Origin of the sequence: Bariatricus sp. SGI.154, assembly GCF_050313795.1 — a bacterium.
In the GTDB taxonomy this organism is placed as follows: Bacteria; Bacillota; Clostridia; order Lachnospirales; family Lachnospiraceae; genus CAMBRQ01.
The window spans coordinates 1-16,826 of record NZ_JBNPMC010000058.1 but is presented as its reverse complement, the minus strand read 5'-3'; the positions used below and the strand labels follow the sequence as shown (position 1 = coordinate 16,826).

The following is a 16,826-nucleotide window of genomic DNA, read 5'->3' as shown; positions in this document are numbered from 1 at the left end:
TTTTTCGTTGTGTGCCCAAGAATCTTCACTCAATCCACAAGAAGCACTTTTGTTTTTTCTCCAATCTTAGCAGCGAGAGTTTGAAAATCCGCAGAGTCAGAACTGTTAGTAACCAGTGCATATACATCCTGCCAGTCACAGAACTGGAACAGGGAGTTGGTCTGGAACTTGGTATTGTCGGTCAGAATCACAGTCCGGTTACAGCATTCTATCACAGCCTGCTTCAATTCAGATTCTTCATAAGAAGCAGTAGAAGGTCCTGACAGGTTCCGGAATCCGTCGCTTCCGAGGAATGCAATGTCAACATAGAGCGATTTAAGAGCCTGAATTGCCCAGGAGCCAACGATTCCTTTGCTGCTGCCTCTGACACGCCCGCCAAGTGCGAATACCTGGTTGTTAGAATCGGACAAAAGATTCAGCGCCATGATGGAATTGGTGAATATGGTAAGGTCGTCTCTTAGCAGCAGAAGTTTCGCCAATGCATAGGTAGTGCTACCAGCGTCTAAGAGGATGACTCCTTTTTCCGGGATTAGTTCTAAAGCCTTGTTAGCAATCGCTGATTTGATATCCATATTTTCCATCTTTTTTAAAGCAACCGGACGTTCAATCAATTCATTCGAAGCCATGGCTCCGCCATAACTTTTCTGTGCAATTCCCTGCTCTTCAAGATAAATCAAGTCTTTACGGATTGTTTCAGTAGATACATTAAAATGTTTGGCAAGGGTACTGGCTTTGATGTTGCCATCACGTACCAGAAGCCTGGCAATCTCATTTCTTCTTTCAGCGGTTAATCTTTTTGCCATAGAGGATCTCCTTAGTGGGATTATTCTTATCTATTATGATAGCAGAATCAATAAAAAAAACAAGAGAAAACAACAAAAACCATAAATAAATTAAAAAAATCGCAATTAATTACAATTGAAATCGCAATAAAACACAATAAAAACTATTGACAACAACTAAACACAATTATATACTTGCGATAAGTTGTTAAATTAAATAAATATACTGTTGACATGAAGGAGGAAAAGATGAGATCAAAATTACAGATTGCATTGGATGATATTACTTTGGAGGGAGCATTAGAATTGCTTCATAAGGTACAAGATAGTATTGATATTATAGAAGTTGGAACCCCTTTTATGATGGAATATGGAATGGAGGCTGTACGCAGGATTAGAGCATGTTTCCCGGAATTAGAGATTTTGTGTGATGGCAAGATTATGGATGCCGGCGGCTATGAAGCAGATCTTGCTTATCAAGCGGGTGCTGACTATGCAACCGTGCTTGCGGTTACCGATGACCTGACAATCGCAGATGTAGTATCCACGGCAAAGAGAGCCGGCAAGAAAGTAATGGTAGATATGATCTGCGTATCCGACCTAAAGGAGAGAATTGCCCAAATAGAAGAAATGGGAGTGGATGTAATCTCTGTCCATACAGGTGTAGACCAACAGGCAGTGGGCAGAACCCCATTAGATGATCTGAAAGAGATGCGCTCCTGTGTAAAGCACACGGCTATCGCGGTGGCTGGCGGGGTGAATGTCCAGACGATTGATGATTACCTTGCGTATGAACCGGAGATTATTATTGTTGGCGGCGGTATTGCACATGCAGAAGACCCGGTTGCTGTTGCCAGAGAACTGGCAAGCCATATCGAAAATTATTATGCTGAGTCAGATGAAAAAATAAGCAGATAAAAAATAGGAGATAGATAATTATGAGTGTAAAAAAGAATACGGCAGAGATTTTAAAGGAATTGACGAATAATCTTCAATATGTAAATGATGAACAGTTAGATAGATTTGTAGATATTATCTTGGAAGCGAACCATATCTTCACAGCAGGGGCAGGACGAAGCGGAGTAGCGATTCGGGCATTTACCAATCGTATGATGCATCTGGGATTGTCTGTCAGCAGTGTGGGAGAGATATCCAATCCGCACACACAGCCGGGAGATTTGCTGATTGTAGGGTCAGGTTCCGGAGAGACAGAGAGCCTGGTTGCTATGTCCAGGAAAGCGAAGAAGAATGGTGTGAAGATTGCTTTGATCACCATGGATAATGCGTCTACAATCGCGCAGATGGCAGATGTGGTCGTAGTACTTCCGGGTGTATCGCCCAAACTTAAGAATGCAGGAATGAATCTTACATCGATTCAGCCGATGGGATCCGCATTTGAGCAGATCACGTTTTTGACTTATGATGGGATGATTCTGGAACTGATGGAACGGATGAATGAGACTTCTGAGACGATGTTCTTAAGGCATGCTGATCTTGAATAAATTTCCTTATAAAAATTATTGATAAAAAAGAATCGGAAATATTCTGGTTCTTTTTTATTTTGGTATTGCATTATACCCCGTTGGGGTATATAATGTGCTGGAAAGGGAAAATGCAATAATATAGATATTCATGAACTTATGATACCCAGTATGTAATCTACATAGTGGGAAATGATGATAAGGAAGATTTATTTGCTAAGAAAAGACGACAGGAGGGATTGTGAATGGAGCAATATACTGTAACGGGTATGAGTTGTGCGGCATGCAGTGCCCGTGTGGAGAAGGCTGTTTCAAAAGTGCCGGGAGTAACTTCGTGTTCAGTAAGTCTTTTGACGAATTCCATGGGAGTAGAAGGAAGCGCACAGGCTTCGGAGATTATTGCAGCTGTGGAAGCGGCAGGTTATGGAGCGTCACAGAAGACCGCCGGAACGCAGGGGAAGACCGCGGCGAAGGCAGCAGATGAAGACTTCTTAAAGGATAAGGAGACGCCGGTCTTAAAGAGGAGATTGATTGTCTCTCTATGTTTCCTGATTCCTCTGATGTATTTTTCCATGGGACATATGATGTGGAACTGGCCGGTTCCAAAGATTCTGGAAGGCAATCATGTGGCGATGGGATTGATACAGTTATTATTCACAACGGCAGTTATGATTATCAATCAGAAGTTTTTCATCAGCGGTTTTAAAAGTCTGTGGCATCGTTCGCCGAATATGGACACCCTGGTGGCGCTTGGAGCGGGGGCATCCTATGTATACAGCACATATGCTTTATTTGCCATGACGGATGCGCAGATGCGGATGGATATGGATGCAGTTATGTCTTATATGCATGAATTCTATTTTGAATCTGCAGCCATGATACTGACGCTGATTACCGTCGGCAAGATGCTGGAGGCGCGTTCGAAGGGAAAGACAACGGATGCCCTAAAGAGTTTGATGAAACTTGCACCGAAGACGGCGGTTGTAGTAAGGGGCGGTAAAGAACAGGAGGTGCCGGTCGATCAGGTACGAGGCGGTGATATATTCGTAGTAAGACCCGGGGAAAATATACCTGTGGACGGTATTGTCCTGGAAGGAACCAGTGCGGTAAATGAATCTGCCCTGACGGGAGAAAGCATTCCGGTAGATAAAGAGGCAGGGGATCAGGTGTCAGCGGCTACCCTGAATCAATCCGGTTTCCTAAGATGTGAGGCGACCAGGGTTGGAGAAGATACAACACTTTCACAGATCATCCAGATGGTCAGCGATGCGGCGGCTACAAAAGCACCGATTGCCAAGATTGCAGATAGAGTATCGGGAGTATTCGTGCCGGCGGTAATTACGATAGCAGCGATTACGATTATTGTGTGGCTTCTTGCAGGTCAGAGCGTAGGATTCGCATTGGCACGAGGAATCTCTGTGCTGGTCATCAGTTGTCCGTGCGCGCTTGGTCTTGCTACGCCGGTTGCTATTATGGTTGGCAACGGGATGGGCGCCAAGAATGGAATTATGTTTAAAACAGCAGTTTCGCTGGAAGAGACTGGAAAGATGCAGATGGTTGCCCTGGATAAGACCGGAACGATTACAAGCGGCGAGCCGAAGGTAACCGATATGATACCAGAAGACGGCGTGTCGGAGGAAGAATTGCTTAAGATGGCTTATGTATTGGAAAAGAAGAGTGAGCATCCACTTGCGAGAGCGATTCTTGCATTAGCAGAGGAAAGAGGACTTAGCGGAAAGGATTGCCCTAAGATTCAGGAAGGCGCTCATGGCGGCAACTATGGCGTAGATGGAACAGAGGTTACAGATTTCCAGGCGGTACCTGGGAATGGACTGTCCGGCAATTGGGGAGAAGACCGGTTGACTGGCGGCAATCTTAAATTCATCAGTGAAAATGCACTTGTGTCAGTCACGATGAAAAAGAAAGCGGAATTACTTGCAGAAGAAGGAAAGACACCACTGTTCTTCGGAAAGAATGGCAAACTGATTGGAATCATTGCAGTTGCTGATGTCATCAAGGAGGATAGCCCGCAGGCAGTAAAAGAATTGCAGAATATGGGAATCCATGTGGTGATGCTGACAGGAGATCATGAGCGTACGGCGAAAGCCATCGGAAAACAGGCAGGAGTAGATGAAGTAATCGCAGGAGTTCTTCCAGATGGAAAGGAAAATGTCATTCGCAAACTGAAGAATAAAGGAAAGGTTGCAATGGTGGGGGATGGTATCAACGATGCTCCGGCGCTTACGAGAGCCGATATCGGTATCGCCATTGGAGCCGGGACGGACATTGCCATTGATGCTGCGGATGTAGTTTTAATGAAGAGTCGATTAAGTGATGTGCCGGCCGCCATTCGGTTAAGCAGAGCGACACTTCGGAACATCCATGAGAACCTGTTTTGGGCATTCTTCTATAATGTAATTGGTATTCCATTGGCAGCAGGAATATGGTATCCTTTACTTGGATGGAAACTGAATCCGATGTTTGGCGCCGCAGCCATGAGTCTGTCAAGTTTCTGTGTGGTAACGAACGCATTGAGATTAAATTGGTTCAAGATGCATGATGCATCTAAGGATAAAAAACATAAGAAAAAGATTGTCATGTTAGAGAAAGAAAAAGATCAAAAGGAGGAAACAACAATGACAAAGACAATGAAAATTGAAGGAATGATGTGTGGGCACTGTGAGGCAAGAGTGAAGAAGTGCTTAGAGGCACTTGAGCAGGTAGACGAGGCGGTTGTAAGTCATGAGGCAGGAACTGCGGTAGTGACACTTGGTGCAGAACTTGCAGATGATGTACTGAAGAAGACGGTAGAGGATCAGGATTATAAGGTGCTTGGAATTGAGTAGGAAGATGCCTGAGGCGTGCTTTTAATTAGGTGTTTTTCGATTGGAGCGATGGAAGAGAATCTGTGAAATGTTTTGCAGGTTCTCTTTTTCTATGGTAAAATATATTTTTATACGGAGGAGGAATGGAGATGGATTTTATAGTAGCTACCACAGAGCATTTAGATAGAATGTGTGAGATCACAGACCAGGCAAAGAGACAACTTCGGAATCTGGGACTGGATCAATGGCAGAGGGGCTATCCGAGCAGAGAAGTATGGACGCAGGATGCAGAAGATGGATGTTCCTACCTTGCAGTAGAAGAAGGGGAAATATTGGGGGTCTTCGCATTCCAAACGACTCCGGATCCTTCTTATGCAGTGATTGACGGAGAATGGCTGACAGATGGCGAATATGCGTCTATGCATAGGGTATGCGTATCTGATGATTGTAAAGGAAAAGGCGTGGCAGGAAAGATGTTCGCCTATGGATTCGAGATGGCAAGAAAGGCAGGATTTTGCTCTGTGCGGATTGATACGCATCCGGGGAATCTTCCGATGCAGAGAGCGCTTGCGAAGGCAGGATTTGTTGCCTGTGGAGAGATAAGGCTGGTCGGGGGATGTGAAGATGGGGATCTTAGAATAGGTTTTGAAAAGATGTTATGTTCATGCATAGGCAGGTAGAGAGGTGAGAATATGAGAGTTTCAACAAAGGGACGGTATGCCTTAAGAATTATGATTGACTTGGCGGAGAATGATAACGGGGGATATATCCGTCTGAAGGATATCTCGGAGAGACAGGATATTACGTTGAAATATCTGGAGCAGATTATGCCGCTTCTTACGAGAGCGGGTTATGTAAGAAGTTATAGGGGAAATAACGGCGGTTATATGCTGGCACATAAGCCGGAAGAATATACGATTGGGGAGATACTAAGAACGACGGAAGGAAGCATGGCTCCGATCCCATGTATTGAAGATAGTCCGAATCGCTGTCCGCGAAGTAATCAGTGTGCAACGCTATCCTTCTGGGAAGGTCTTTGGAAGACAATTAACGAGTATATGGATGGATTTACTCTGGCAGATCTGATGAAGGATGGACAGGGCAAAGAATTGGAGAGATAGCAATATGGGAGATTGCATTACAAGAGAAAAAGCATTTGAGTTGTTGAAAAAGTATAATAAGGAGCAATTCCACATTCAGCATGCGCTGACGGTAGAAGGTGTTATGAAATGGTATGCGAATAAACTGGGATATGGTGAAGATGCACAGTACTGGGGAATCGTGGGATTGCTGCATGATATAGATTTTGAGCAGTATCCGAATGAACACTGTATCAAAGCGCCGGAACTTCTCCGAGAGGCTGGTGTAGGTGAAGATATCATCCATGCAGTGTGCAGTCATGGATATGCATTGACAGTAGATGTTAAGCCAGAGCATGAGATGGAGAAGGTGCTATATGCGGTAGATGAATTGACAGGATTGATCGGAGCGGCGGCATTGATGCGTCCGTCTAAGAGCGTGCAGGATATGGAAGTAAAGTCTGTAAAGAAAAAGTATAAGAGCGCTAATTTTGCAGCGGGATGCTCACGGGAAGTCATTGAGCGTGGCGCAGATATGCTGGGATATGAATTGAGTGAATTGATTCAGAAGACAATCTTTGCGATGCGTTCGTGTGAGGCAGAAGTACAGGAAATTTTGCAGCAAGAGATGGCATAGAAGATAACAGTACATATAAGGCCGGCGTAAGCCGGCTTTAAATTTTCTATAACAGGACTGGTTAAAAAATCTTAAAATGTAGTTGACAAATATGAGAAGTAGGAATATAATTCCATTAAACCTAGTAAATAGATAGGAAAAGTAAAAAGATGCATTACAGCATTAGCAGGCAATGAAGTTATTATCCATATATGAAAAGGATTAGAAAAAAGAATTAGAAATAAGAAAGGCAGGAAATTAAACATGGCAAATATTTATAAGGGAACATTAGGATTGATCGGAAACACACCACTTGTTGAGATTACGAATGTTGAGAAAGAATTAGGGCTGGAAGCAACCGTATTGGTAAAACTGGAGTATTTTAATCCGGCAGGGAGCGTCAAAGACAGGGTTGCAAAAGCGATGATCGATGACGCGGAGGAAAAGGGACTCTTAAAAGAAGGTTCCGTTATCATCGAGCCAACCTCCGGTAATACAGGAATCGGCCTTGCAGCGATCGCAGCGGTGAAGGGATACCGGATCATCCTGACCATGCCTGAGACTATGAGTGTTGAGAGAAGGAATATCCTGAAAGCGTACGGTGCAGAGATCGTACTGACAGAAGGCGCGAAAGGGATGACGGGAGCGATCGCGAAAGCAGAAGAACTTGCGAAAGAGATTCCGAACAGTTTCATCCCAGGGCAGTTCGTGAATCCGGCGAATCCGGCCATCCATAAGAGAACAACCGGACCGGAGATCTGGAAGGATACAGATGGAAAGATAGATATCTTTGTTGCAGGTGTTGGTACCGGCGGAACGCTTACCGGTGCAGGCGAGTATCTGAAGTCTCAGAATCCGGAAGTGAAGATTGTGGCAGTAGAGCCGGCAAGTTCTCCGGTATTGTCAGAAGGAAAAGGTGGTCCTCATAAGATTCAGGGAATCGGTGCAGGATTCGTACCGGAGGTGCTGAATACATCAATCTATGATGAGATTATTAAGATTGAGAATGAGGATGCATTTGTATATGGCAAACTTCTGGCAAAGCATGAGGGTGTTCTGGTTGGAATCTCTTCAGGGGCTGCACTTTCGGCAGCGATTCAGTTGGCAAAACGCCCGGAGAATAAGGGAAAGACAATCGTAGCTTTATTGCCTGATACCGGAGACAGATATTATTCCACACCATTATTTGCTGAATAAACCAACTATATATGTGAAAAAATAGAAAGGAAGAGGTGGCGTACCATGGGAGAGAAAATTACAAGAGAAAATAGAAAGTTTAAATTCGAAACATTACAGTTACACGTAGGACAGGAGACTCCGGATCCGGTTACGGATGCAAGAGCAGTACCAATCTATCAGACGTCTTCTTATGTGTTCCGTAATAGTGATCATGCAGCTGCGCGTTTTGGGCTGGCAGATGCAGGAAATATTTATGGACGACTGACCAATCCTACTGAGGATGTGTTTGAGAAGAGGATTGCAGCATTGGAGGGCGGTGTGGCAGCACTTGCAGTAGCATCAGGAGCAGCGGCTATCTCTTATACCATCGAGAATCTGGCTCAGAATGGAGATCATATTGTATCGGCGAAGAATATTTACGGTGGCTCTTATAATCTGTTGGCACATACTCTGCCTCAGTATGGGATTGCTACTACATTCGTAGATATCTTCGATTATGATGCAGTGGAAGCGGCAATCCAGGAGAACACAAAGGCAGTATTTATCGAGACTTTAGGCAATCCGAATTCTGATGTGGTGGATATTGAGAAAGTTGCCGAGATTGCACATGCACATAAGATCCCATTGGTAATTGATAATACATTTGCAACACCTTATCTGGTTCGCCCGATTGAATACGGTGCAGATATCGTGGTACACTCTGCAACGAAGTTCATCGGTGGACACGGAACAACTATCGGCGGCGTGATCGTTGACAGCGGCAAATTCGACTGGGAGGCATCCGGGAAGTTCCCGTCACTGACGGAGCCGAATCCAAGTTATCACGGCATCAGTTTTACAAAAGCAGTAGGAGCCGCGGCATTCGTAACGAAGATCCGGGCAATCCTGTTAAGGGATACGGGAGCGACGCTTTCTCCATTCCATGCGTTCTTCTTCCTGCAGGGACTTGAGACTTTATCTCTGCGTGTAGAACGGCATGTTGAGAATGCACTGCGTGTCGTAGAATATCTGAACAATCATCCGCAGGTGGAGGCGGTTCATCATCCGTCCGTAACAGAGGATGAGAGCCAGAAAGAATTATATGCAAAATATTTCCCGAATGGCGGAGGTTCCATCTTTACATTCGAGATTAAGGGTGATGCACAGAAAGCGAAAGACTTTATCGATAATCTGGAGTTATTCTCACTGCTTGCGAATGTGGCGGATGTGAAGTCTCTGGTAATTCATCCGGCAACAACCACTCACAGCCAGTGCACAGAAGAAGAATTGCTGGATCAGGGAATTAAGCCGAATACCATCCGTCTGTCTATCGGAACAGAGAATATTGATGATATTATTCAGGATCTGGATGAGGCATTTAAAGCCGTTGAATAATGGCAAGAATGATAAGAGTGGAGGTAGTGTATGAAATTCTCGAAAAAAAGCAGGTATGGAATGATTGCGCTGATAGACTTGGCAGTGAATTCAAAGTCCAGCCATGTGGCATTGAATAGTATTGCCGAGCAAAATGGAATATCTCCACAATATCTGGAACAGATCTTTGCCGCGTTAAGACGGGCAGGAATCGTTAAGAGTGTCAAGGGACCGCAAGGAGGATATCTTTTAAACCATGCAGCAGGTGAAATTACGGTATCGGAGATTCTGGAAGCCCTGGAGGGAGACTATCGGTTCGAAAGCGAGCAGGCATCGGAAGACAGCAAAAATGTCGGGATATCGGCGGCGATTCAGAAGTTGGTGATTGACCGGGTGAACCAGGAATTGGAGAATATATTGATGAATCTGACATTGGCGGATCTTGAGAAAGAATATCTGGATCATGAGGCATATGGTCAGGATATGTATTATATTTAAGTATAGAGGGGACGGGGGATTTTTCAAATTCTCCCGTCTCTTTTATGCTTTTATATAAAATGGTAGGAGGATGGACTTTTATCTAATCTGCAATAAAATGAAAGTATTTTCTTGGAAAATTCAAGGCACATATGCGCTTGATGATACCCCAGGAATTGGATATAATAATTGTGTAAAGAGATAATTCTTGTTTAAAGGAGGAGCTTATGGCTTTAACCGATTATACCAAAGCATGCAAGTTAGGGAAAAAAGAATACCAGTACCGGATGCTTCACGGACTTACGCCAACTTTGGAGGTATTAGATGATATTATTCCGACAAAGGGAACTTTTTCAGAAGTGCCTTTAGGATTGGTTCAGATTCCGATCGATCAGATCGTGGGGACTAAGACTGGTGGAAGAAGCAATGCATTTGCGGCGAATTTTATGCCGATATTAAGAGAGAATACGGAGTTTGCGCAGAAATGGGCTCAGCTTAGCACCAGCCATATAAAAGAAGGAATCCGCGAGCCGATCAAGGCTTATGAATATATGAATAAATTTTACGTTCAGGAGGGGAATAAGCGTGTCAGCGTTATGAAGTATTTTGGCGTTGTATCCGTTCCTGGAACAGTGACCCGTATTATCCCAAAACGAACGGATGAGAAAGAGAATAAGATATATTATGAATTCCTGGATTTCTATGAGTTGTCAAAGATTAATTATATCTGGTTTTCGCAGGAAGGCAGTTTTGAAAAATTACAGGAGGCTGTAGGAAAAGGTCCGCAGGAAATGTGGACAGAAGATGAACGTCTGAGTTTTAGTTCGATCTATACAAGATTCAAGGCGGAATACACAGCAAAGGATAAGGAAAAACTATCTATTACAGTAGGAGATGCTTTCCTTTCGTTTATTACACTATATGGATATGAGGAGATTAGTGAGAAGACAACAACAGAATTAAAGGAATTGATTACGAAGTCGTGGGAGGAGTTCAAACTTCTGGGAGAAGGAGAAGAGGTAGAACTTAAGATGGATCCAAGTAATGAGAAGAAGCCGCTTCTTAGCCGCCTCCTGCCTTCCGGAAGCCCGAAACTTAAGGTTGCATTCATCTATGAGAAGACGCCAAGTTCATCTGCATGGACGTATGCTCATGAATTAGGAAGACTGCATCTGGATCAGACATTCCCGGATGAAGTAAGTACAGTATATTATGATAATGTTACTCTGGATAATATTGAGGCGTGTATTACGGAGGCTATTGAGAATGGCTGCAACATTATATTTACTACAACGCCTACATTTGTTCAGGCAAGTGTGAAGGCGGCGATTGCGAATCCGGAGATTCGGATATTGAATTGTTCTGTAAATACTTCTCATCGTTATATAAGGACTTATTATGCACGTATGCATGAAGCGAAGTTTCTGATGGGAGCAATTGCCGGTGCGATGGCAGAGAATAATCGTTTGGCATATATTGCAGATTATCCGATCTATGGATCAATTGCGAATATCAATGCATTTGCGTTGGGCGCAAAGATGATCAATCCGAGAGCGGAAGTGTATCTGGAATGGACAGCAAGAAAGGATTGCAATGTTGTAGAGAATGTTAGACACAGCCAGGCGGTTTGTATCTCTGGAAAAGATATGGTAATCCCGGAAGATGCATCACGTAATTTTGGAATCTATCGTCTGGATGGGGAAGTAGTCAGAAGCCTTGCTATGCCGTTGTGGCATTGGGGTAAGTTCTATGAGCAGTTGATACGTACAATTATGGATGGCACCTGGAAGTATGATGATGATCCGTCTTCTAATAAAGCGATTAATTATTGGTGGGGAATGTCTGCAGGCGTGGTTGACGTTATCTGTTCTCAGAATCTGCCGATTGGAACTAAGAGGCTGGTAGAACTTTTGAAAGATACAATCAGCACAGGCAAATTCAATCCATTTTCAGGAGTACTTTATTCTCAGAATGGCATGATTCAGAGTGATCCGGGAAGAAGCCTCTCTCCGGAAGAGATTGTTACGATGGATTGGCTGGCTGAGAATGTAATTGGAAGCATTCCAAAAGAAGATGAGTTGAACGAACAGTCGAAGCCCGTTGTATGGCAACAGGGAATAGATAAGAAGAAGGGTTAAATGGATCTATGAAAATACTTGCGATTGCAGATGAAGAGTCCGGTTATCTGTGGGATCATTTTGATAAGAGTAAGCTTAAGGGAATAGACTTGATCATCTCCTGCGGCGATTTAGATCCAAGATATCTTTCTTTTCTGGCAACATTTACATCAGTACCTATCCTATATGTGCATGGCAATCATGATGATAAGTATAAGCAGATACATCCGGATGGATGTATCTGTATTGAAGATAAGATATATGTGCATCAGGGAGTCAGGATTCTGGGACTTGGAGGATCTATGCGTTATTGTGGCGGCGATCATCAGTATACAGAATGGGAGATGAAGACAAGAGTCAGGAAACTTTGGTTTCAGTTACTGAGGCACAGAGGGTTCGATATTCTGGTTACCCATGCTCCGGCATATCAGTTGAATGATGGGATGAATCTGCCACATCAGGGATTCAAGGTGTTTCTTTCATTGCTTGAGAAGTACCGGCCAAGGTTCTTTTTGCATGGACATGTTCATATGTCGTATGGAAGAAAGCATAAGAGGTATGATAAATATCAGGATACGCATGTGATCAATGCATTTGAAAGATGTGTGTTCGATTATGAAGATGAAAATATCAGAGAGCATATATAGGGGACGTAGTAAAGTGCAACTTTACTACGTCCCAAGTTAACAAAAGGGGTGTACCTACTTAAGTTCCTCAAGCATCTCCCGCACCGTTTTATGGCTGCAGGGATGGTGTTTATAAGGTGCAATCTCATGAAGTGGCTTCAGTACAAAGTCACGTTTCTGTACCTCTACATGAGGAATACAAAAGTCTTCTTCGTGTAGAATCAGATCATCATAGAATATGATATCCAGATCCAGAGTTCTTGGACCCCAGTGGATGATGCGTTCACGTCCAGCTTCTTTTTCGATTCGATGAAGTTCTTCAAGCAGTTCTCGTGGCGGCAGTAATGTGCGAAGTTCCAGGCAGGCGTTCAGGAAATCATCCTGATCGGTGACGCCGTAAGGAGGTGTCACAAGGAACGAGGAGACTTTGGTTACTTTGCAGCAGGGAGTCTCGTCCAGGGACTTTACAGCCTGATTCAGATACTGCTCTTTATCGCCTATATTAGAGCCGAGTGCGATATAGGCTGTATGCCAGCCACGTTCGATCTCAACAGAGACGGTCTCCAGGGGAAGGCCAACAGGTGCCCATGGTTTTTTTATCTCTAACTGTATCTTTTCTAGTCCTGGTGTCTGTAGAAGTAATGTTTCCGCCAGGCTTTCTGCGATACGTTCAAGAAGTTTGTACGTATGCTCTTTTAAGAAATGATCAATAAACTGGCTGACTTCTCCGTAATGGATGGAAGCGGTCAGATCGTCTGTCTTCCCGGCTGTCCGCGTGTCGGTATAGAGGGTTGCCGAGACGATAAATTTCTGTCCCAGTACATTTTCTTCAGGGAAAACGCCATGATTAGCGAAGACTTCTAAATTCTGTATCTTAATTTTATCCATAATATCTTTCCTTTGTATTTGAAAATATTATATAGTAGAACATTCTTATGTATTTAATCAAAGTAAATACATGTTTTGCTTTATATAGATGCGACTGTATGCTCTCGTAGGATTGCTTCCATCATATCAATTGCCCGGCGGTTTGCCTTGACATCATGAACTCTGACAAAAGAGCATCCGTTCATCATGCCGTAGACTGTAGTTGCGAGTGTCCCTTCTTCGCGCTGGTCGGAAGGAAGATCAAGAGTCAGTCCGATGACAGATTTACGGGAGGTTCCAAGAAGAATTGGATACCCCAGTTCCTGCATCCTGCCGACTTCACGGATAATCTCCAGATTCATCTCATAATTCTTGCCGAATCCTACGCCTGGATCAAGGATGATCTTCTCGTCTTTGATTCCGGCTTCTTTGGCAATGCGGATACATCCACGCATATCATCCATGAAATCTGCAAGAAAATCCTGATAAATCGCTTCGTTACGGTTATGCATCAGGCAGCAGGTCGCATCATGTTTTGCGATTAGAGATGCCATACGATCATCGTATTTTAATCCCCAGATATCGTTGACAAGATCTGCACCTGCCTGAAGTGCAGCCTCGGCTACGGAACTTTTGTAGGTATCAATGGATACCGGGATATCGAATTCCTGTTTTAATTTTTCAATGACAGGTACGACACGCAGGGTCTCTTCTTCATCGGTAATCTGCACATGTCCGGGTCTTGTGGACTCGCCGCCTACGTCCAGGATATCAGCGCCGTCAGCAACCATTTCCTCAGCATGAGCCAGGGCCGCGTCCAGATTCTGGAATCTGCCGCCATCTGAGAAAGAATCCGGTGTTACATTCAGGATTCCCATAATATAAGTGTGTTTCTGTGTGTCGAATTCTTTTTTGCCAATTATCATATTCTAATCTCCATATTCTTTTTTTCAGTGCTCCAGTTACAGTCCGTTTCTGCCGGACAGGCGAAACAGGAGCGGGAGGCTTTGTCGCTTTCATACAACAGTGCTTCCAGCGGTTGGGCGCTCTTGCGAAGTCTCCGGTGTCCGCGGATTGCCGTAAGAATCTGTTCATTTTCATCCGAAGTAAACATAAGCTCCTTCGGTAGATCAGCAAGTATCTGTTCGGCAATATCGGCACTTGCAAGTTCATGTGGGATTCCCGACTCATATTGCCTGCCTTTCCCGATGTCATGCAGAATTGCCGCTGCATAGATGACTTCTTTGGAAATTCCCAGTCCTCTTTCCAGGTTCAGAATGTAAGCGATTCTGGCTACATCCAGCAGATGATTCATCTGATGGCAGCAGAAGATGCGTTCGCGTTCCAGTTCCTGCAGCCTCTGGTAAGAAGAAAGGTACAGGGGATGTTTGCAGATATAGGAAATTCTTAACATCGTGTTCTCCATTTGATTCATTATCTCCCCAGCATCCGGAAGAAACGTTCTTCCAGCGCAGGATTCGTCTCGAACTCACCCCGGCGCGCAACGGTTACCGTCTGGCTTCCTGGTTTCTTGATTCCGCGCATGGTCATACACATATGTTCTGCCTCAACCATGACCATGACACCTTTGGGCTGCATATGCGTCATAAGTGCATCCGCAATCTGTCCGGTTAATTGTTCCTGTAATTGCAGTCGTCTTGCAAATACTTCTACTGTGCGGGCAAGTTTGCTTAAGCCTACAACTTTTCCGTCAGGAATGTAGGCAATATGTACCTTCCCGTAAAATGGCAGCATATGATGTTCGCAAGTAGAATAGAAGGTGATGTCTTTTTCAATTACCATCTCACTGCTGTCTACATGGAATACTTTGCTTAGGTGTGTGGCAGCATCTTCTTTCATGCCACTGTATATCTCTTCATACATTCGTGCAATCCGGTCAGGAGTCTCTATCAGACCCTCGCGGGTTACGTCTTCCCCCATGCCTTCTAACAGAAGACGGACGGCTTGTTTGATTTTTTCTTGATCTATCATAATTCTATATCCTTTTCTATGTATCTGTTTTATAAATGCGATACTTATTTTAGCATTTGCTGACGGTTTCCATAATCTGTCCCAGGTAGGAGAGAGAGCCGAACGAAAGAATAATATCTTCGCTGCCTGCTTCTGATAATGCATGATGCACGGCTCCTTGAATACTCTGTTCTGACTGTACCGGCACATCTCCCGGACAGTAGTGCTGCATGACTCGAGTCAATTCCTCTGCCGGAAGTGTCCGGTTTTCATCCGGAAGGTTCACGGTATACACGGACTTAGCTAGCGGTGCCATAATGGCAGCAATCTTTTCGTATTCTTTGTCTCGAAAAACACCCATGATAAATATGAGCCGTTTCCCTGGAAAATATGTTTCAACAGATTCTCTGAGTCTTCTGGCCGCATCTTCATTGTGCGCACCGTCGATGAAGAAGAGCGGCTTTTTCATCAGGCAGGTGAACCGGCCGGGCCATGCCGTTTTCTCCAAGCCTAAGCGGATAGATTCCTGAGACAGCGGATATCCAAGTGTGGGAAGAATTCGCATAATCTCAAGTGCAAGCACTGCGTTATCTAGTTGATACCGCCCGGCAAGAGGACAGTGGAATTTCTCGTAATCTTTATAAGAAATAGTCTGTCCCGCAAAACCTTCCTGAGAGACCGTCGCGTACTGTTTATCTGCAACAAAGAGAGGACAAGACAGGCGTTTGGCACGGTCCTTCAATACCTGCATAACCTCCGGCTGCTGCGTTGTAGTGATCACCGTACATCCGGGCTTGATAATTCCGGATTTCGTCTGTGCAATCTCCTCCAAAGTATTGCCGAGAATTCCAAGGTGATCACGGCTGATTGATGTAAATACTGCGCATACAGTATTCTCTATGATATTCGTAGCGTCCAGTTCCCCACCGAGTCCACACTCAAGGACGACGATATCACAGTTCGTTTCTCTGAAATATAAAAAGGCTATTGCTGTTTCCACTTCAAATACAGTCGGGCTTGGCTTTCCGGCTGCCTCCATGCGCGCAATAGCTTTCTGAACAATCTCTGTCAGTCTGGCAAACGCATCTTCCGGGATCCATTCTCCATCCACCTGAATGCGTTCCAGATAGGAAACCACTGTTGGCGATACGTATCGTCCGGTTCGGTATCCTGCCTCGCTTAATATGGTAGAAGTGTATGCAAGTACAGATCCCTTTCCGTTCGTGCCGGCAATATGTATGAACTTAAGACTTTCCTGAGGATTCCCAAGTTCGCACAACAGCGCCCGAATCGTATCCAAACCAAGTACACTTCCGTATTTCGACACTTTGTCCAAATATACCCTTGCTTCTTTATAGGTCACGTTCTTCGTTTCCTTTCTTTATTTTATTTTCACTGTTGTCAATCATAACACTAAAATGGGTTTACTACAAGGGGAAGTGGGGGAATTAAT

At 44.3% G+C, this 16,826-nt stretch carries 17 protein-coding genes; 11 read left to right on the top strand and 6 right to left on the bottom strand.

Going from position 1 to position 16,826, the window contains the following annotated elements; genetic code table 11:
• Positions 1–29: 29 nt before the first annotated feature.
• The gene (locus ACQRBN_RS16770; protein WP_427740222.1) at positions 30–803 is read right to left on the bottom strand and encodes a DeoR/GlpR family DNA-binding transcription regulator; all 774 of its coding nucleotides are present in this window, start codon (positions 801–803) and stop codon (positions 30–32) included.
• A 228-nt stretch (positions 804–1,031) separates the two neighbouring features.
• Here ACQRBN_RS16770 and hxlA point away from each other — a divergent pair, with 228 nt between their 5' ends.
• From hxlA to ACQRBN_RS16715, 11 genes are all read left to right on the top strand, one after another.
• Positions 1,032–1,700 (top strand): 3-hexulose-6-phosphate synthase, encoded by a 669-nt coding sequence (gene hxlA / locus ACQRBN_RS16765; RefSeq protein ID WP_427740221.1) that lies wholly within the window; start codon positions 1,032–1,034, stop codon positions 1,698–1,700.
• Between the two features lie 20 nt (positions 1,701–1,720).
• On the top strand, positions 1,721–2,284 hold the full coding sequence (gene hxlB / locus ACQRBN_RS16760) for a 6-phospho-3-hexuloisomerase (protein WP_427740220.1): 564 nt from the start codon (positions 1,721–1,723) through the stop codon (positions 2,282–2,284).
• 224 nt (positions 2,285–2,508) lie between these two features.
• A complete protein-coding gene (locus ACQRBN_RS16755; RefSeq protein WP_427740218.1) occupies positions 2,509–5,109 on the top strand; it encodes a heavy metal translocating P-type ATPase in 2,601 nt (866 codons plus the stop codon).
• Positions 5,110–5,237: 128 nt separating this feature from the next.
• On the top strand, positions 5,238–5,768 hold the full coding sequence (locus ACQRBN_RS16750; protein WP_427740217.1) for an N-acetyltransferase family protein: 531 nt from the start codon (positions 5,238–5,240) through the stop codon (positions 5,766–5,768).
• Positions 5,769–5,780: 12 nt separating this feature from the next.
• Complete coding sequence (locus ACQRBN_RS16745; protein ID WP_427740216.1) at positions 5,781–6,209, top strand: RrF2 family transcriptional regulator; 429 nt, start codon at positions 5,781–5,783, stop codon at positions 6,207–6,209.
• Between the two features lie 4 nt (positions 6,210–6,213).
• A complete protein-coding gene (locus ACQRBN_RS16740; protein WP_427740214.1) occupies positions 6,214–6,804 on the top strand; it encodes an HD domain-containing protein in 591 nt (196 codons plus the stop codon).
• Positions 6,805–7,047: 243 nt separating this feature from the next.
• On the top strand, positions 7,048–7,980 hold the full coding sequence (gene cysK, locus ACQRBN_RS16735; protein WP_427740213.1) for a cysteine synthase A: 933 nt from the start codon (positions 7,048–7,050) through the stop codon (positions 7,978–7,980).
• Between the two features lie 45 nt (positions 7,981–8,025).
• A complete protein-coding gene (locus ACQRBN_RS16730) occupies positions 8,026–9,336 on the top strand; it encodes an O-acetylhomoserine aminocarboxypropyltransferase/cysteine synthase family protein (RefSeq protein WP_427740211.1) in 1,311 nt (436 codons plus the stop codon).
• 30 nt (positions 9,337–9,366) lie between these two features.
• Entirely contained in the window at positions 9,367–9,813 is a 447-nt protein-coding gene (locus ACQRBN_RS16725) for an RrF2 family transcriptional regulator (protein ID WP_427740210.1), read from the top strand.
• A 206-nt stretch (positions 9,814–10,019) separates the two neighbouring features.
• Positions 10,020–11,930, top strand: coding sequence for a BMP family ABC transporter substrate-binding protein (locus ACQRBN_RS16720; RefSeq protein ID WP_427740209.1), 1,911 nt, complete (start codon positions 10,020–10,022; stop codon positions 11,928–11,930).
• An 8-nt stretch (positions 11,931–11,938) separates the two neighbouring features.
• Positions 11,939–12,556 carry a metallophosphoesterase family protein gene (locus ACQRBN_RS16715; RefSeq protein WP_427740208.1) on the top strand — a complete coding sequence of 206 codons (618 nt, stop codon included), beginning with the start codon at positions 11,939–11,941 and terminating at the stop codon, positions 12,554–12,556.
• Positions 12,557–12,610: 54 nt separating this feature from the next.
• Here the strand turns inward: ACQRBN_RS16715 and folK are convergent, their stop codons facing one another.
• The 5 genes from folK to ACQRBN_RS16690 form a co-directional block, all read right to left on the bottom strand.
• Entirely contained in the window at positions 12,611–13,423 is an 813-nt protein-coding gene (folK, locus tag ACQRBN_RS16710) for a 2-amino-4-hydroxy-6-hydroxymethyldihydropteridine diphosphokinase (RefSeq protein WP_427740207.1), read from the bottom strand.
• 80 nt (positions 13,424–13,503) lie between these two features.
• The gene (gene folP, locus ACQRBN_RS16705; protein WP_427740206.1) at positions 13,504–14,328 is read right to left on the bottom strand and encodes a dihydropteroate synthase; all 825 of its coding nucleotides are present in this window, start codon (positions 14,326–14,328) and stop codon (positions 13,504–13,506) included.
• Positions 14,325–14,837 (bottom strand): HD domain-containing protein, encoded by a 513-nt coding sequence (locus ACQRBN_RS16700; protein ID WP_427740205.1) that lies wholly within the window; start codon positions 14,835–14,837, stop codon positions 14,325–14,327. Before ACQRBN_RS16700 ends, folP begins: the two co-directional genes overlap by 4 nt.
• Positions 14,837–15,394, bottom strand: a complete 558-nt coding sequence (gene folE / locus ACQRBN_RS16695; RefSeq protein ID WP_427740204.1) for a GTP cyclohydrolase I FolE — start codon at positions 15,392–15,394, stop codon at positions 14,837–14,839. The genes ACQRBN_RS16700 and folE overlap by 1 nt, the downstream gene beginning before the upstream one ends.
• 49 nt (positions 15,395–15,443) lie before the next feature.
• The gene (locus ACQRBN_RS16690) at positions 15,444–16,736 is read right to left on the bottom strand and encodes a bifunctional folylpolyglutamate synthase/dihydrofolate synthase (RefSeq protein WP_427740203.1); all 1,293 of its coding nucleotides are present in this window, start codon (positions 16,734–16,736) and stop codon (positions 15,444–15,446) included.
• Between the last annotated feature and the right edge of the window lie 90 nt (positions 16,737–16,826).

What these genes read in the sequence shown, in the direction of transcription:
- ACQRBN_RS16770 (WP_427740222.1), bottom strand. Translation starts at nt 803, where the DNA reads ATGGCAAAAAGATTAACCGCTGAAAGAAGAAATGAGATTGCCAGGCTT.
- hxlA (WP_427740221.1), top strand. Translation starts at nt 1,032, where the DNA reads ATGAGATCAAAATTACAGATTGCATTGGATGATATTACTTTGGAGGGA.
- hxlB (WP_427740220.1), top strand. Translation starts at nt 1,721, where the DNA reads ATGAGTGTAAAAAAGAATACGGCAGAGATTTTAAAGGAATTGACGAAT.
- ACQRBN_RS16755 (WP_427740218.1), top strand. Translation starts at nt 2,509, where the DNA reads ATGGAGCAATATACTGTAACGGGTATGAGTTGTGCGGCATGCAGTGCC.
- ACQRBN_RS16750 (WP_427740217.1), top strand. Translation starts at nt 5,238, where the DNA reads ATGGATTTTATAGTAGCTACCACAGAGCATTTAGATAGAATGTGTGAG.
- ACQRBN_RS16745 (WP_427740216.1), top strand. Translation starts at nt 5,781, where the DNA reads ATGAGAGTTTCAACAAAGGGACGGTATGCCTTAAGAATTATGATTGAC.
- ACQRBN_RS16740 (WP_427740214.1), top strand. Translation starts at nt 6,214, where the DNA reads ATGGGAGATTGCATTACAAGAGAAAAAGCATTTGAGTTGTTGAAAAAG.
- cysK (WP_427740213.1), top strand. Translation starts at nt 7,048, where the DNA reads ATGGCAAATATTTATAAGGGAACATTAGGATTGATCGGAAACACACCA.
- ACQRBN_RS16730 (WP_427740211.1), top strand. Translation starts at nt 8,026, where the DNA reads ATGGGAGAGAAAATTACAAGAGAAAATAGAAAGTTTAAATTCGAAACA.
- ACQRBN_RS16725 (WP_427740210.1), top strand. Translation starts at nt 9,367, where the DNA reads ATGAAATTCTCGAAAAAAAGCAGGTATGGAATGATTGCGCTGATAGAC.
- ACQRBN_RS16720 (WP_427740209.1), top strand. Translation starts at nt 10,020, where the DNA reads ATGGCTTTAACCGATTATACCAAAGCATGCAAGTTAGGGAAAAAAGAA.
- ACQRBN_RS16715 (WP_427740208.1), top strand. Translation starts at nt 11,939, where the DNA reads ATGAAAATACTTGCGATTGCAGATGAAGAGTCCGGTTATCTGTGGGAT.
- folK (WP_427740207.1), bottom strand. Translation starts at nt 13,423, where the DNA reads ATGGATAAAATTAAGATACAGAATTTAGAAGTCTTCGCTAATCATGGC.
- folP (WP_427740206.1), bottom strand. Translation starts at nt 14,328, where the DNA reads ATGATAATTGGCAAAAAAGAATTCGACACACAGAAACACACTTATATT.
- ACQRBN_RS16700 (WP_427740205.1), bottom strand. Translation starts at nt 14,837, where the DNA reads ATGAATCAAATGGAGAACACGATGTTAAGAATTTCCTATATCTGCAAA.
- folE (WP_427740204.1), bottom strand. Translation starts at nt 15,394, where the DNA reads ATGATAGATCAAGAAAAAATCAAACAAGCCGTCCGTCTTCTGTTAGAA.